Raw genomic sequence first — 13,460 nt, forward strand, 5'->3', positions numbered from 1 at the left:
GCAGGCCTTTGCATTGGACGCTGTTGCGCGGGAATTGCACACTGGCGCCGGACCCTAAAAACCGGAGACAAGCCCATGCAAAAACGTAACTTCATTCGCACCGCTGCGGTCACCGCGCTGGCCGCCAGCTTAGGGCTGGCCTGGGCGCAAGACACCACCTTCAAGATTGGCCTGCTGCTGCCGCTGACCGGGCCGTTTGCGTCCACCGGCAAACAGCTGGAGAGTGCGGCGCGCCTCTACATCGCCCAGAACGGAGACACCGTGGGAGGCAAAAAAGTGCAGCTGATTGTGAAAGACGACACCGGTGTGGCCGACGTTAGCAAGCGCCTGGCACAGGAGCTGGTGGTGAACGACAAAGTGAACGTGCTGGCCGGTTTTGGCCTCACGCCGCTGGCCATGGCCAGTGCCACCATTGCCACCCAATCCAAAACCCCCATGGTGGTGATGGCGGCGGCCACCTCCAGCATTACCGAGGCCTCGCCCTACATCGTGCGCAGCAGCTTTACGGTGCCGCAGGTGGTGACCATCCTGGCGGACTGGGCCATCAAAAACGACATCCGCAAGGTGGTAACGCTGGTGACCGACTACGCCCCGGGAGTGGACTCCGAGACCTGGTTCAACCAGCGTTTTGTGGCGCAGGGCGGGGTGGTGGTGGAGTCGCTGCGGGTACCGCTGCGCAGCCCGGACTTTGCGCCGTTTTTGCAAAAGGTGCGTGACGCCAAGCCCGACGCGCTGTTCACCTTTGTGCCCGCCGGCGTGGGCACGGCGCTGATGAAGCAGTTTGCCGAGCGCGGCATGGACAAGGCCGGCATCCGCGTGATTGCCGAGGGCAGCGTGACGGACGACGACATTCTGGATGGCATGGGTGAGGTGGCGCTGGGTGTGGTGACCGCGCACCACTACTCGGCCGCGCACAACTCGGCGCTTAACAAAAAGTTTGTCGAAGCCTTTGGCAAGGCCAATGGTGGCCTGCGCCCCAACTTCATGGCGGTGGGCGCCTATGACGGCATGCGCGTGATTTATGAGGCTGCCAAGGCCACGCAAGGTGGCACGGGCGAAGCACTGCTGCAGGCCATGAAAGGCCAGAGTTTTGAGAGCCCGCGCGGCCCGGTCACCATCGACCCACAGACGCGTGACGTGGTGCACAACATTTATGTGCGTAAGGTGGAGAAGGTGGGTGGCCAGCTCTGGAACACCGAGGTGCAAACCTTCACCGCCGTCAAAGACCCGGCCAAGGCGGGCAAATAAACATGGGCGCGTCGACACTCGTTTTGCTGCCCGGCCTGATGTGCGACGCCGGTGTGTGGGAGCCACTGTACCCGCACCTGCCTGCAGGCACCACGCCGTGGGTGGCCGACTACGGCATGGCCAACAGCCTGGGCGCCATGGCCACGCTGGTGCTGCAGCAGGCGCCGGCCGAGCGGTTTGCACTGGCTGGCCACTCCATGGGCGGGCGTGTGGCCATGGAGGTGCTGCGCCAGGCGCCGCAGCGCGTGACCGGCGTGGCGCTGATGGATACGGGCCACCTGCCGCGCGCAGCGGGTGAGGCCGGTGCGCAAGAGGCAGCCAAACGCCATGCCCTGCTGGAGGTGGCGCGCACCCAAGGTGTGCGTGCCATGGCCCAGACCTGGGTGCAGGGCATGGTGCACCCCGACCGCTTGCAGGACGTGGCGCTGATTGAAGCAGTTGTGGCCATGTTTGCGCGCAAGAGCGCCGACGTGTTTGCTGCGCAGATCGAGGCCCTGCTGGCGCGGCCCGATGCCAGCGACGTGCTGCGTACGCTGGCCGTGCCCACCCTGCTGCAGTGTGGCGCGCAAGACAGCTGGTCGCCGCCCGCGCAACATGCAGACATGCAAACACTGGCGCGGCATGCCGTGCTGGACGTGATTGGCCATGCGGGCCACATGGCGCCTATGGAGCGGCCGCTGGCGGTGGCGCAAAGTTTGTTGCGCTGGTTGGTTGATACGGCGACATGAGCACGCTGGAGACTTTGGCCGCAGAGGCCGCGTGCCGCGCCCTGGTGCTGCAGGGCGCCGACGCGGTGGACGGTGGGGATGCGCAAGGCTTTGCCGCGCTGTTTGTGCCCGAGGGCACGTTGGTGCGGCCAGATGGTAGCGTGTTGCAAGGCCGTGCGGCCATTGCCCAGGCCTACGCCAACCGCGACCCGGACCGGCTGACCCAGCACTTGGTGTGCAACCAACAAGTGACTGTGGATGTGGTGCAAGGGCGGGCCCACGCCCGCAGCAAAGTTCTGTTCTGGACCGGCCGCCACAGCAGCCCATCCACCCCGCAGGGCCGCCCGGCCGACGTGGTCAGCCAGGTGGGTGAGTTCGTGGACCAGTTGGAGCACACCCCCGAAGGCTGGCGCATCCGCAGCCGCCACGCGCAGTTCATTTTGTACCGTGGAAGCGCGCCGTAGTTGCTATTGATTCAGTAGCTGCTCGCGCATATTCCACGGGGGATAGCAGTCAATTTGACCAATAATTTCTCCCTACAAGGACGTGCGCAACGTCCAGATCTCGGGGAACAGCACCACGTCCAGCATCTTGCGCAGGTAGCTCACGCCGCCGGTGCCGCCGGTGCCGCGCTTGAAACCGATCACGCGCTCCACGGTGGTGACGTGGCGGAAGCGCCAGAGGCGGAAGGCGTCTTCCAGATCGGTCAGTTCTTCGGCCAGCTGGTACAGGTCCCAGTGTTCGCGCGGCGCGCGGTACACCTGCAACCAGGCGGCTTCCACACCCGCGTCGGCCACATAGGGCTGGGTCCAGTCGCGCTGCATGTGGCTGGCCGGCACGGTTATGCCGCGGCGGGCTATGAGTTTCAAGGCTTCGTCGTACAGCGAGGGCGCTGCGTACGCAGCCTGCACCAGCGCCAGGCGCTCGGGCGCATGGGCGTGGGGTTTGAGCATGGCGGCGTTTTTGTTGCCCAGCGAGAACTCGATGCAGCGGTACTGAAAACTCTGGAAGCCGCTGCTTGCACCCAGGTAGGGCCGCATGGCGCTGTATTCGGGCGGCGTCATGGTGGCCAGCACGTCCCAGGCGTGCACCAGCTGCTCCATGATCTTGCTCACACGTGCCAGCATCTTGAAGGCGGGTGGCAAGTCGTCCTGCGCAATGTGCGCAATGGCGGCCGTCAGCTCGTGCAGCATGAGTTTCATCCACAGCTCGCTGGTCTGGTGCTGGATGATGAACAGCAGCTCGTCGTGCGTGGGCGAGAGCGGCTTCTGCGCCGACAGGATGGTGTCGATCTGCAGGTAGTCGCCATAGCTCATGCTTTGGCTGAAGTCGAGCTGGGCCTTTTCGTCGGCCACGATGGACTCGCCCGCGGATGATGCCGGGTGGGCTGCGGCCCCGTGCATGGGGCAGCCAGAGGTGGGCTCGCTCATCTCAGGTCACCGCGTGTTTTTGGTTGAATTCGGGGCGCTTCCATTCTTCGGTTTCGAGCACCTGGCGCAGTTGCTCTACCGCATTCCACACATCTTCAAACCCGATGTAGAGCGGCGTGAAGCCAAAGCGCAGGATGTCTTTGTGGATGCCGTCGTCACCCGCGCGGAAGTCACCAATCACGCCGCGCGCAATCAGCGCCTGCACGATGGCAAAGGCACCCGAGCCACCCACCGCATGCTCACGCGTCAGGCAGACTTGCGAGCCGCGTTGCGCGTGGGCGCGTGGGGTCGCCAGGCCCAGGCCGTAGCCCTGGCAGCGTTCTTCCACCAGTTGGATATACACGTCGGTCAGCGCCAGCGACTTGGTGCGCAGCGCGGCCATGCCGCCCAGCTTGTCGGCGGCTTCAAAGCCTTCCAAACCGCAGCCCAGCAGCGACATGCTGACGATGGGCTGCGTGCCGCACAGGTAGCGGGTGATGCCGGGGGCGGGTTGGTACTCGGGTGTGAAAGCGAATGGAGCCGCGTGGCCCCACCAGCCCGACAGCGGCTGCCAGAAGCGGTCCGCATGTTTGGGGTGTACCCACACAAAGGCCGGCGCGCCGGGGCCACCGTTCAGGTACTTGTAGCCGCAGCCAATCGAGAAGTCGGCGTTGGACGCCTTGAGCGTCACAGGCACGGCACCCGCGCTGTGCGCGAGGTCCCACACCACCAGCGCGCCTGCCGCATGGGCCGCGGCCGTCACCGCGGTCATGTCGTGCATGGCACCGGTGCGGTAGTTCACATGGGTGAGCATCAGTACGGCCACGTCGGCCGTGAGTGCGCTGGCAATCTCTTCGGGCTCCACCAGCTTGAGCGTGTAGCCGCGTTCCTTGCACAGGCCTTCGGCGATGTAGAGGTCGGTGGGGAAGTTGCTGCGCTCGCTCACGATGAGTTTGCGCTGGGGCGCGTCCTGCGCGGCAATAGACAGCGCGGCGGACAGCACCTTGAACAGGTTGATGGAGGTGGTGTCGGTGGCCACCACTTCGTCGGTATCGGCGCCAATCAGTGGGGCAATGCGGTTGCCCAGGCGCTGTGGCAGGCTGAACCAGCCGGCCGTGTTCCAGGAGCGGATCAGGCCCTGGCCCCATTCCTGGGTGACCACTTCGGCGGCGCGTGCGGCGGCGGTTTTGGGCATCACGCCCAGGGAGTTGCCGTCCAGGTAAATCACGCCGGCGGGGATGTCAAACAGCTCGCGCAGCGGGCGCAGCGTATCGGCGGCGTCCAGCGCCTGGCAGTCTTGCAAAGTGGTGGTGGAAGTGCTCATGTCGGTCCTCAAATTCGTAAAGCGGCGCAAAGGTAACACCTGGTTTCAAAGCGTGGTGTCGGTTATTTCCAACAGGTTCACAATCGGGCTTTCCAAGCAGAAATACAAGGAGTCGTTATGCACCGTCCCTCTCAATCCCTCACATCTTTGGCCCGCGCTACTGCGCTGCTGTTCACCGGCGTTGTGCTGGCCGCCGCCGCCCAAGCGGCCAAGCCCGAGTGGGCTGGCAAAGGAAAAAACAAACAAGGTGAAGAAGAACACCGGCAGGAGCAGGGCGCGGCAGTAGAAATCCGCGTGGGCGGCTACTTTGGCGATGACCAGCGCCATGCCGCACATGACTACTACGGCAAGCAAAAAGCCAAGGGCCACTGCCCGCCCGGCCTGGCCAAAAAGAACAATGGTTGTATGCCCCCGGGCCAGGCCAAGAAGTGGGCCAAAGGCCAGCCCTTGCCACGGGACGTGGTCTTTTACCCCGTGCCCCGGGCGGTGACCGTGAAGATCGGTCTGCCACCTGCAGGTTACAAATATGTGCGCGTAGCGAATGACATTTTGATGATCGCCATCGGTACCAGCATGGTGGTGGATGCGATTGAAGACCTGATGCGTTAAGGCAGCATCAATCAGACACACGGACCCCTGCGTGCAAGCCGTGCTTGCTGCGAGGGGCTGGGTGTCTCAGGGTTTCAGAGTTTGCCTAGCAGCAGGTACTCCATGAGCGCCTTCTGCACGTGCATGCGGTTTTCGGCCTCATCCCAGACCACGCTTTGCGGCCCGTCGATCACTTCGGCTTCCACCTCTTCGCCACGGTGGGCGGGCAGGCAGTGCATGAACAGCGCATTGGGTGCGGCCACGGCCATCATTTTGCGGTCCACACACCAGGCGGCAAAGGCCTTGCGGCGCACTTCGTTCTCGGCCTCGTAGCCCATGCTGGTCCACACATCGGTGGTGATGAGGTCGGCACCGCGGCAGGCTTCCAGCGGGTCACTATAAGTTTTATAGCTGCCCGCGCCCATTCCACCGGCGCTGGCGGCCAATTTTTCATTCACCTCGTAACCACTGGGGGTGCTCACGCGCAGGTGGAAGCCCAGAATGGCGGCTGCCTGCAGCCAGGTGTTGGCCATGTTGTTGCCGTCGCCCACCCAGGTCACCGTTTTGCCTTCGATGGGGCCACGGTGCTCGATGTAGGTGAAGATGTCGGCCAAAATTTGGCAGGGGTGGAACTCGTTGGTCAGGCCGTTGATGACGGGCACGCGCGAGTTGGCGGCAAAGGCCTCCAGCTTGGTCTGCTCGTAGGTGCGGATCATCACGATGTCGGTCATGCGGCTGATGACCTTGGCGCTGTCCTCAATCGGCTCGGCGCGGCCCAGCTGGCTGTCACCCGTGGTCAGGTGCACCACGCTGCCGCCCAGCTGGTACATGCCGGCCTCAAAGCTCACCCGCGTGCGGGTTGAGGCTTTTTCAAAAATCATGGCCAGCGTGCGGTCTGCCAGCGGGTGGTGGCGCTCAAACCGTTTGAACTTGGCTTTGATAAACGCCGTGCGCTCCAGCAGGTAGCGGTATTCCTCGGTCGTGAAGTCGTCAAACTGCAGGTAGTGCCGCACGGGCGGCGCTCCCTGGGGCAGGGTGCTGGGTACTACGGGGTTCATGCGGCCTCCTTCAGCAGGGCCGAGATCAGCGGGGCCAGGATGGCAACAATCTCGTCGACGTCTGCCGTGGTCAGGATCAGCGGAGGCACCAAGCGCACCACGGTGTCCGCGGTGACACTGATCAGCAGGCCGGCATCAAGGGCGCGTTGCACCAGCGCACCGCAAGGCTTGGCCAGGTCAATGCCCAGCATCAGGCCCTGGCCGCGCACTTCTTTCACGCCGCCGTTAGCAATCTCGGCGTGCAAAGCTTTTTCCAAACTGGCCTTCAGGTAGTTGCCCACCTTCTCCGCATTCGCCAGCAGGCCTTCGGCTTCCATGATGCGGATGGTTTCGACCCCGGCGCGCATGGCCAGCGGGTTGCCGCCAAAGGTGGAACCGTGGTTGCCGGGTTGGAAGATGGTGGCGGCCTTGGGACCCACCACCACCGCGCCCACTGGCACGCCAGAGCCCAGGCCCTTGGCCAATGGCATCACGTCGGGCTTAATGCCAGCCCACTGGTGGGCAAACCACTTGCCGGTGCGGCCCATGCCGCACTGCACTTCGTCAATCATCAAGAGCCAGTCGCGCTGGTCACACAAGGCACGCACGTCGCGCAGGTAGTCCATGTGCATGGGGTTCACGCCGCCTTCGCCCTGGATGGCTTCAAAGAACACGGCCACCACATTGGGGTTGCCTTCGGTTGCGGCCTTCAGTGCGTCAATGTTGTTGACGGGTACGCGGATGAAGCCTTCCACCAGTGGGCCAAAGCCGGCTTGCACCTTGGGGTTGCCGGTGGCGCTCAGGGTGGCAATGCTGCGGCCGTGGAAGGCCTTCTCGTACACCACTACCTCGGGGCGCTCAATACCCTTGTCGTGGCCGAACTTGCGTGCCAGCTTGAGCGCGGCTTCGTTAGCCTCCAGGCCGGTTGAGCAGAAGAACACATTCGTCATGCCCGAGCGTTCGACCAGCAGCTTGGCCAGCTCTTCTTGCAGGGGGATGTGGTAGTAGTTGGAGGTGTGGATCAGCTTGGTCAACTGGTCTTGCAGCGCGGGCACCAGTTGGGGGTGATTGTGGCCCAGGGTGTTGACGGCAATGCCGCCCAGCGCGTCCAGGTATTCGCGGCCATTCACGTCCCACACGCGGCAGCCTTGGCCATGGCTCAGGGCGATGGGCAGGCGGCCATAGGTGTTCATCACGTGGGGCGAAGACGGCGTGGTAACGGTGGCGGCGGTCATGCAATAACTCCGGGGTTGGCTACAAAACAAGGCGGCCCAACTTGAACAAAGGCAGGTTGGGCCGTTGAAGCCTGATTTTAGGCGCATGCCCAGTGGCCGTTTGGTGACAAATGCACATCACAGTGATGCACGCCGGCATAGCTGCTTTGTCATCTGGACGACAGCGGAGCGGGTAGAATTCTTGTGCGGCGCAGCACAGCATCAAGACCCTGCGCGGACCCTGCCGCCCTAACCCTGTAACCGATGGCTTCCACTCCTTCCAAAGAACTCTACATCCTGGGATTGACCTTGCAAGGCAAGACGTTTCGCCCCAGCGATTGGGCAGAGCGACTGGCTGGGGTGATGAGCCAGTTTCGCCCCGGCGGCCCGCAGCCGGGCAGCCATCTGGGTTACTCTCCTTGGTGTGTGCCCACCTCGTTCGGGCAGACCAAATGTGTCATAGTTCACAGCGACCTGCGTGACTACGACGTGATGGCCTGGGACTTTTGCCTGAACTTTGCGCGCGACAACGAATTGCAGGTCAGCGAAACCCGTCCCGAAATTCCACCGTGTTGATACGACCGCCCCCGGCGCAACCCACACGCGGGACCCGGAAACAAAAAAGCCGTTCAAATGAACGGCTTTTTTGCTTTGCTGACAGCGCACCCACTACAAACGGCGAATCCTGACGGGCAGGATTCGTGCGATTGCCTAACGAGTTAGGCGGCGAGTGCCAAGGCTTTCACCTTGGTAGCCAAACGACTCTTGTCGCGGGCTGCTTTGTTCTTGTGGAAGATGCCCTTGTCGGCCACGGTGTCCACCACGGCTTGCATCTTGGCAAACAGTTCACCGGCTTTGGTCTTGTCACCAGCCAGAACTGCTTTTTCCACGTTCTTCACCGCAGTGCGGTATTTGGAGCGCAGGGAAGTGTTCGCTGCGTTGATTTTGACGTCCTGGCGGACGCGTTTACGGCCCGACGCCAGGCGCGGGTTCTTTTTCTTGGGTTTTCCAGATGCCATAGTAAATATTCCTTGTGTCTGAGGATGTTGTCAGCAAAGCCAAAGATTATACACCGGGGCCCTGAATCAGCCTTCTAGGCGGTTTCGCCCATTCGCTTTGGCCTCGTAAAGCCGTTGGTCGGCAGCCTGTAGCAGGGCGTTCAGGTCGGTGTCGCTTTGGGTGTGCACGCCGATACTGGCGGTGGTGGCGATGAAGGCGGGGGCCAGGGCTCCGGTATTGATGGGCAAGCGCGCCCTGAAGTTTTCCAGTCGGGTACGGATGTCCAACACCGCATCACCCGTGGCCAGGATGGCGAACTCTTCTCCGCCGATGCGTGCGATCAGCATGTCGGGGAAGTGTTTTTCCAGGCTTTGCGCTACCTGCTGGATGACTTGGTCGCCAAAGGCGTGGCCAAAACGGTCATTAATCGATTTGAAGTGGTCGATGTCCAGCATGGCGGCTGCCACGGGGAGTGCGTTTTTGCAGGCGCTCTGGAATTGGGCCTGTCCCTGCTCAAAAAAGTAGCGCCGGTTGTGCAGCCCCGTCAGGTGGTCCTTGCTGGCCAGCTTGTTCAGGCTGTCCAGCAGCTCCAGCATTTCCAGGTTCTGGTTGACCCGGCAGGTCATTTCCTCAAAAGAGTAGGGCTTGGAGATGAAGTCGTTGGCCCCGTGCTTGAGGAACTGGGCCGAGATGTCGGCCCGGTTGTCTCCAGATATACCGATGATGGCCAAACGCTCCTTGCCCATCATGCGCCGGGCTTCCATCACAAACTCGTAGCCATCTACCAGCGGCATGTTGTAGTCCACCAGCACGAGTTTGATGTCGGGTTGTGCCGCCAGTACCGCCAGCGCTTCCTGGCCGTTGTGGGCCACCTGAATTTGCAGGCCTTGCATGCCCAGCATATGGCGTATCACCTCCAGCGAGGACGGTGAGTCGTCCGCCACCAGCACCTTGATGCCGCTGTTGCGGTGCAGCCGGCCCACCCACTGCACGACATACTCATACGATGGCATGCCTTTTTTCAGCACGTAGTCCACGATGTGGCCTTGCGTCATCATGTCGCGGATGTCGTTGCTGATGGTTCCGGTCAGCGCAATGGCGGGGATGTGGTGCTTGGCCACCAGGTCGATGACTTCACCATATGGTGCATCGGGCAGGTTGACATCGCAGACGGCGGCAAAAAACTCGTCGCCCCGGGTGTCCAGGAGTTGGCGGGCTTCCGCCATCGTGGCAGCGATCCGTGCGGTGTAGCCCCACCGGGCTTGCAGCATGCTGGCCAGCATTTCCGACAAGGCCCGCTGGTCTTCCACGATCAGCACGGAGCGGGAGGCTGCGCGTTGAGATGCACCAGGGACGGAGCGATCGGCGTGTCGCAATAAGGAAGTCATCGGTCTGGGCCTGCTGGTACGGATAGACGTCTATTCAAACATATGAAACGCCTTGGGGCAAAGTGCAGGCGCACGGAATGCTCGGGGAGCCGCGGCTACACTTCGGCGGGTGAGCTTGATCAAATCTGTATCTACCGTGTCCCTGTGGACATTGGCCTCCCGCATTACCGGGCTGGCCCGAGAGCTGCTGATGGCGGCGGCCTTTGGCGCCAGCGCCATGACCGATGCCTTTAACGTGGCCTTTCGCATCCCCAACCTGTTTCGCCGCCTGTTTGCCGAGGGCGCCTTTAGCCAGGCCTTTGTGCCGGTCCTGGCCGCCAACAAAGCCCAGCATGGCGAAGCGTCCACCAAGCTGTTGGTGGACCGGGTGGCCAGCCTGCTGGCGCTGGCGCTGGTGCTGACCTGTGTGCTGGGCGTGGTGTTGTCCCCGTTGCTGGTGTGGGCCATGGCCAGCGGCTTGCAGCAGAACCCGGCGGGTTACGACGCCGCGGTGCAAATGACGCGGTTCATGTTTCCCTACATCGGTTTCATGTCTTTGGTGGCCCTGTCGTCCGGCATCTTGAATACCTGGAAGCGCTTTGCGGTGCCGGCCGCCACGCCCGTGCTGCTCAATATGTCCATGATCACCGCCGCCTGGCTGGGCGTGCCCTGGTTGGCGGCGCGGGGGATCGAACCGATTTACGCCATGGCGGGGGGGGTGATGGTGGGGGGAGTGTTGCAGCTGGCGGTGCAAATTCCGGCGCTGGCGCAGTTGGGCATGCTGCCGCGCCTGCGGCTGATGGGCCCCGCCTTGCGTGAAGCATGGGCCGACCCCGAAACCCGCCGCATTGGCAAACTCATGCTGCCAGCCCTGCTGGGCGTGAGCGTGGCGCAGATTTCCTTGCTCATCAATACCCAGATTGCTTCGCACCTGCCCACGGGTAGTGTGAGTTGGCTGACCTATGCCGACCGGCTCATGGAATTTCCCACCGCTATGCTGGGGGTGGCCCTGGGCGTGGTGCTGATGCCGCAATTGGCCGGTGCCAAAGCCACGGGGGATGCCGACAAATACTCGGCCCTGCTGGACTGGGGGCTGCGCATTGTGGTGCTGTTGGCGGTGCCCTGCGCCATTGGGCTGCTGGCCTTTGCCAAGCCGCTGGTGGCGGTGCTTTACCACTACGGGGCGTTCTCGGCCAACGATGTGCAGCAGACCACGCTGGCCCTGATGGGCTGGGGGGTGGGGCTGGTGGGTATTGTGGCCATCAAGGTGTTGGCCCCGGGGTATTACGCCAGCCAGGACATCAAGACGCCGGTGCGTATTGCCGTGGTGGTGCTGGTGGTCACCCAGTTGCTCAATATTGCGCTGGTGCCCCTCTTCAAACACGCGGGTTTGTCACTGTCCATTGGCCTGGGCGCCATGATCAATGCCTTGTGGTTGCTGATCGGCTTGCTGCGCCGAGGCAGCTACCGGCCGCAGGCGGGCTGGGGGCGGTTTGTGCTGCAGGTGCTGGCCGCCAGTGCGCTGCTGGTGATTTATCTGCTGTGGGCTGCCGGTCTGGTGGACTGGGTGGCGCTGCGCAGCCACAGCCTGTTGCGCATTGGCTGGTTGACCCTGCTGCTGGGTGGTGCCATGCTGGTGTACTTGGGGGCGGCCTGGGCCGCTGGTCTGAACCTGCGGCAGTTTGTGCGCCGCTAGACGGAGACGTTGCCGTGGCCCTGCAATTTGCCATTCCGACCCCGCTGGACTACTTTGGCGCCCTGGTGCGCAGCGATGGGGACTTTGCCCTGTTCGAAGCCGCCGTGAGCCTGGCGCAGGACGAGTACCCGGACACCGATGTGCAAACCGTGCTCGGGGATGTGGACCAGCTGCTGGCCCGGGTCAAACGTCGCCTGGCGGCCGACGCCCCACCGATCCAGCGCCTGCGCGTGCTGAACCGTTTTTTTTATGACGACCTGGGGTTTGGTGGCAACCTCAACAACTACTACGACCCGGACAACAGCTTTCCCAGCGTGCTCTTGCGCACCCGGCGCGGCATTCCAATTTCTTTGGCCGTGGTCTGGATGGAGCTGGCCCAGGGCCTGGGGCTGGATGTGTCAGGGGTGGGTTTTCCAGGTCACTTTTTGGTCAAGGTCATGTTGCCCATCGGCCAGGCGGTCATCGAACCCCTGACCGGGCGCTCGTTGAGCCGCGAAGAACTGTCCGAAATGCTGGAGCCCTACCGCAAGCGCAGCGGGCTGGTCGATGCCTTCGAAGCGCCGCTGGGCCTGTACCTGCAGTCGGCCACGCCGCGCGAGATCCTGGCGCGCATGCTGCGCAACCTTAAAGAGATCTACAAATCCCAGGAAGACTGGCCCCGTCTGCTAGCCGTGCAGGAGCGCCTGGTGGTCTTGTTGCCCGAGTCCTGGTCCGAGTACCGCGACCGGGGGCTGGTGCACGCTTCTCTGGGGCACCAGGCGGCGGCGCTGGCTGACTTGGAGTGTTACCTGGTCCACGCCGAAAACGTGGTGGACGTGGATGCCGTGGCCGAGCAGGTGAACGTGTTGCGCCGGCAGCTGCGCCAGCCCTGACCTAGTGACGCAGTAAAAACTGCGGGACCGCACCGCCGTGGCCCGGCAGGGCGCGGTTCAGGTCCACCCCTACCACCGCGTCGGACTCGGTTTTGATACCCGGGGCAAACACCGTCAGGCGGCTGCCGTGCACCAAAGACTCTTGCGCGGGCATGAGGCTGGCGGCACGGGATGCCTGGATGGTGCTGGGCTGGGCCGTGGGCTTGCTGGCCGGTGCTGGCGTGGCGACCACAGGGGGCTGCAGTCGTGCAATAGGGCGCAGCCATTGCAGGATGGGCTCCCACTGGGCCAAGTCGGCCTGTTGGGCCGCGCTGGCCGTGTCGAACAAAGTGACGCCGGTTTCCAGGCCGCGCACATAACTTTGGGTTTCGCGCAGCACGCCCAAAAAATTGAACTTCAGGTCTTCGGCCCACAGGCGCAGCGTCTCGGCGCCTTTGGTGCGTGCGTCCAGCCGCATGCCCACCACGCCCAGCTGGCAGCGCCCGGAGGCGACGCGGGGCAGGGCGGACAGTTCGGCCAGGCAGGCGGCGGCCGATTCACGGTCGAACAGGGAGTTACACACCGGCACCACCACGGCGTCGGCGGACATGATCACACGCGCCAATTCAAAACCCTGCATGCCGCCGGGGGTGTCCAGCACCACATGGGTGACACCGGGAGGCGCCTTTAATACGTTTTTTTGGTCCAGCGCCCAGGGGGAGATGGCGGGGAGGGTCGGCGCGCGGCGTTTGAGCCAAGCCTTGGTGCTTTGCTGGCGGTCCACATCACCCAGCATGACGGCCACACCCAGTTGCGCCAGCCAAGCGGCCAGGTGCGTAGCCAGGGTGCTTTTTCCACTTCCGCCCTTGCGGTTGACGATTGCGATAACCGGCATGCTGCTCCGTGTGGTAACCAACGAAGCGCAAAGTTTGGAGCAAAAAGTGCCAAAAGTCCAGATGGTGCTTGCGCGAGCAGCTACAAATTTACTAGCACGGGGTGGCGCCGGGGCAACAGGCCCCG

General features: G+C 63.2%; 14 protein-coding genes. 7 read left to right on the forward strand and 7 right to left on the reverse strand.

The window, feature by feature from the left end; translation table 11 throughout:
• Nucleotides 1–75: 75 nt before the first annotated feature.
• The 3 genes from C5F53_RS08845 to C5F53_RS08855 are packed head-to-tail and all read left to right on the forward strand — an operon-like array spanning nt 76 to nt 2,419.
• A complete protein-coding gene (locus tag C5F53_RS08845) occupies nt 76–1,248 on the forward strand; it encodes an ABC transporter substrate-binding protein (RefSeq protein ID WP_105261022.1) in 1,173 nt (390 codons plus the stop codon).
• Nucleotides 1,249–1,250: 2 nt separating this feature from the next.
• Nucleotides 1,251–1,976 carry an alpha/beta fold hydrolase gene (locus tag C5F53_RS08850; protein ID WP_105261023.1) on the forward strand — a complete coding sequence of 242 codons (726 nt, stop codon included), beginning with the start codon at nt 1,251–1,253 and terminating at the stop codon, nt 1,974–1,976.
• Complete coding sequence (locus tag C5F53_RS08855) at nt 1,973–2,419, forward strand: nuclear transport factor 2 family protein (RefSeq protein WP_105261024.1); 447 nt, start codon at nt 1,973–1,975, stop codon at nt 2,417–2,419. The genes C5F53_RS08850 and C5F53_RS08855 overlap by 4 nt, the downstream gene beginning before the upstream one ends.
• Nucleotides 2,420–2,491: 72 nt before the next feature.
• Here the strand turns inward: C5F53_RS08855 and kynA are convergent, their stop codons facing one another.
• Together kynA and kynU are read right to left on the reverse strand one after the other, a co-directional pair.
• Complete coding sequence (gene kynA / locus C5F53_RS08860; RefSeq protein ID WP_105261025.1) at nt 2,492–3,385, reverse strand: tryptophan 2,3-dioxygenase; 894 nt, start codon at nt 3,383–3,385, stop codon at nt 2,492–2,494.
• Nucleotide 3,386: 1 nt separating this feature from the next.
• Nucleotides 3,387–4,688: a kynureninase gene (kynU, locus tag C5F53_RS08865; protein ID WP_105261026.1), complete on the reverse strand. Its 1,302-nt coding sequence runs from the start codon at nt 4,686–4,688 to the stop codon at nt 3,387–3,389.
• Nucleotides 4,689–4,805: 117 nt separating this feature from the next.
• On the opposite strand from kynU, the gene C5F53_RS08870 reads away from it, so the two are divergent.
• On the forward strand, nt 4,806–5,297 hold the full coding sequence (locus C5F53_RS08870) for a hypothetical protein (protein WP_105261027.1): 492 nt from the start codon (nt 4,806–4,808) through the stop codon (nt 5,295–5,297).
• A 74-nt stretch (nt 5,298–5,371) separates the two neighbouring features.
• Here the strand turns inward: C5F53_RS08870 and argF are convergent, their stop codons facing one another.
• On the reverse strand, nt 5,372–6,334 hold the full coding sequence (gene argF, locus C5F53_RS08875; RefSeq protein WP_105261028.1) for an ornithine carbamoyltransferase: 963 nt from the start codon (nt 6,332–6,334) through the stop codon (nt 5,372–5,374).
• Complete coding sequence (locus C5F53_RS08880) at nt 6,331–7,548, reverse strand: aspartate aminotransferase family protein (protein WP_105261029.1); 1,218 nt, start codon at nt 7,546–7,548, stop codon at nt 6,331–6,333. The genes argF and C5F53_RS08880 overlap by 4 nt, the downstream gene beginning before the upstream one ends.
• 243 nt (nt 7,549–7,791) lie before the next feature.
• Between C5F53_RS08880 and C5F53_RS08885 the strand changes: the two genes are divergently transcribed.
• Complete coding sequence (locus tag C5F53_RS08885) at nt 7,792–8,103, forward strand: DUF3579 domain-containing protein (protein ID WP_105261030.1); 312 nt, start codon at nt 7,792–7,794, stop codon at nt 8,101–8,103.
• A gap of 143 nt (nt 8,104–8,246) precedes the next feature.
• Here the strand turns inward: C5F53_RS08885 and rpsT are convergent, their stop codons facing one another.
• Both rpsT and C5F53_RS08895 read right to left on the reverse strand, forming a co-directional pair.
• Nucleotides 8,247–8,546, reverse strand: coding sequence for a 30S ribosomal protein S20 (gene rpsT / locus C5F53_RS08890; protein WP_105261031.1), 300 nt, complete (start codon nt 8,544–8,546; stop codon nt 8,247–8,249).
• A 66-nt stretch (nt 8,547–8,612) separates the two neighbouring features.
• Nucleotides 8,613–9,914 (reverse strand): diguanylate cyclase, encoded by a 1,302-nt coding sequence (locus tag C5F53_RS08895; RefSeq protein ID WP_105261032.1) that lies wholly within the window; start codon nt 9,912–9,914, stop codon nt 8,613–8,615.
• A 109-nt stretch (nt 9,915–10,023) separates the two neighbouring features.
• Here C5F53_RS08895 and murJ point away from each other — a divergent pair, with 109 nt between their 5' ends.
• Both murJ and C5F53_RS08905 read left to right on the forward strand, forming a co-directional pair.
• Nucleotides 10,024–11,589: a murein biosynthesis integral membrane protein MurJ gene (gene murJ, locus C5F53_RS08900; RefSeq protein ID WP_105261033.1), complete on the forward strand. Its 1,566-nt coding sequence runs from the start codon at nt 10,024–10,026 to the stop codon at nt 11,587–11,589.
• Nucleotides 11,590–11,603: 14 nt separating this feature from the next.
• Nucleotides 11,604–12,461 (forward strand): SirB1 family protein, encoded by an 858-nt coding sequence (locus tag C5F53_RS08905; protein WP_105261034.1) that lies wholly within the window; start codon nt 11,604–11,606, stop codon nt 12,459–12,461.
• Nucleotide 12,462: 1 nt separating this feature from the next.
• Here C5F53_RS08905 and C5F53_RS08910 read toward each other — a convergent pair whose 3' ends face one another.
• A complete protein-coding gene (locus C5F53_RS08910; protein WP_105261035.1) occupies nt 12,463–13,335 on the reverse strand; it encodes a ParA family protein in 873 nt (290 codons plus the stop codon).
• Nucleotides 13,336–13,460: the final 125 nt, after the last annotated feature.

The organism is Rhodoferax sp. TS-BS-61-7 (assembly GCF_002943465.1).
GTDB lineage: Bacteria > Pseudomonadota > Gammaproteobacteria > Burkholderiales > Burkholderiaceae_C > Allorhodoferax.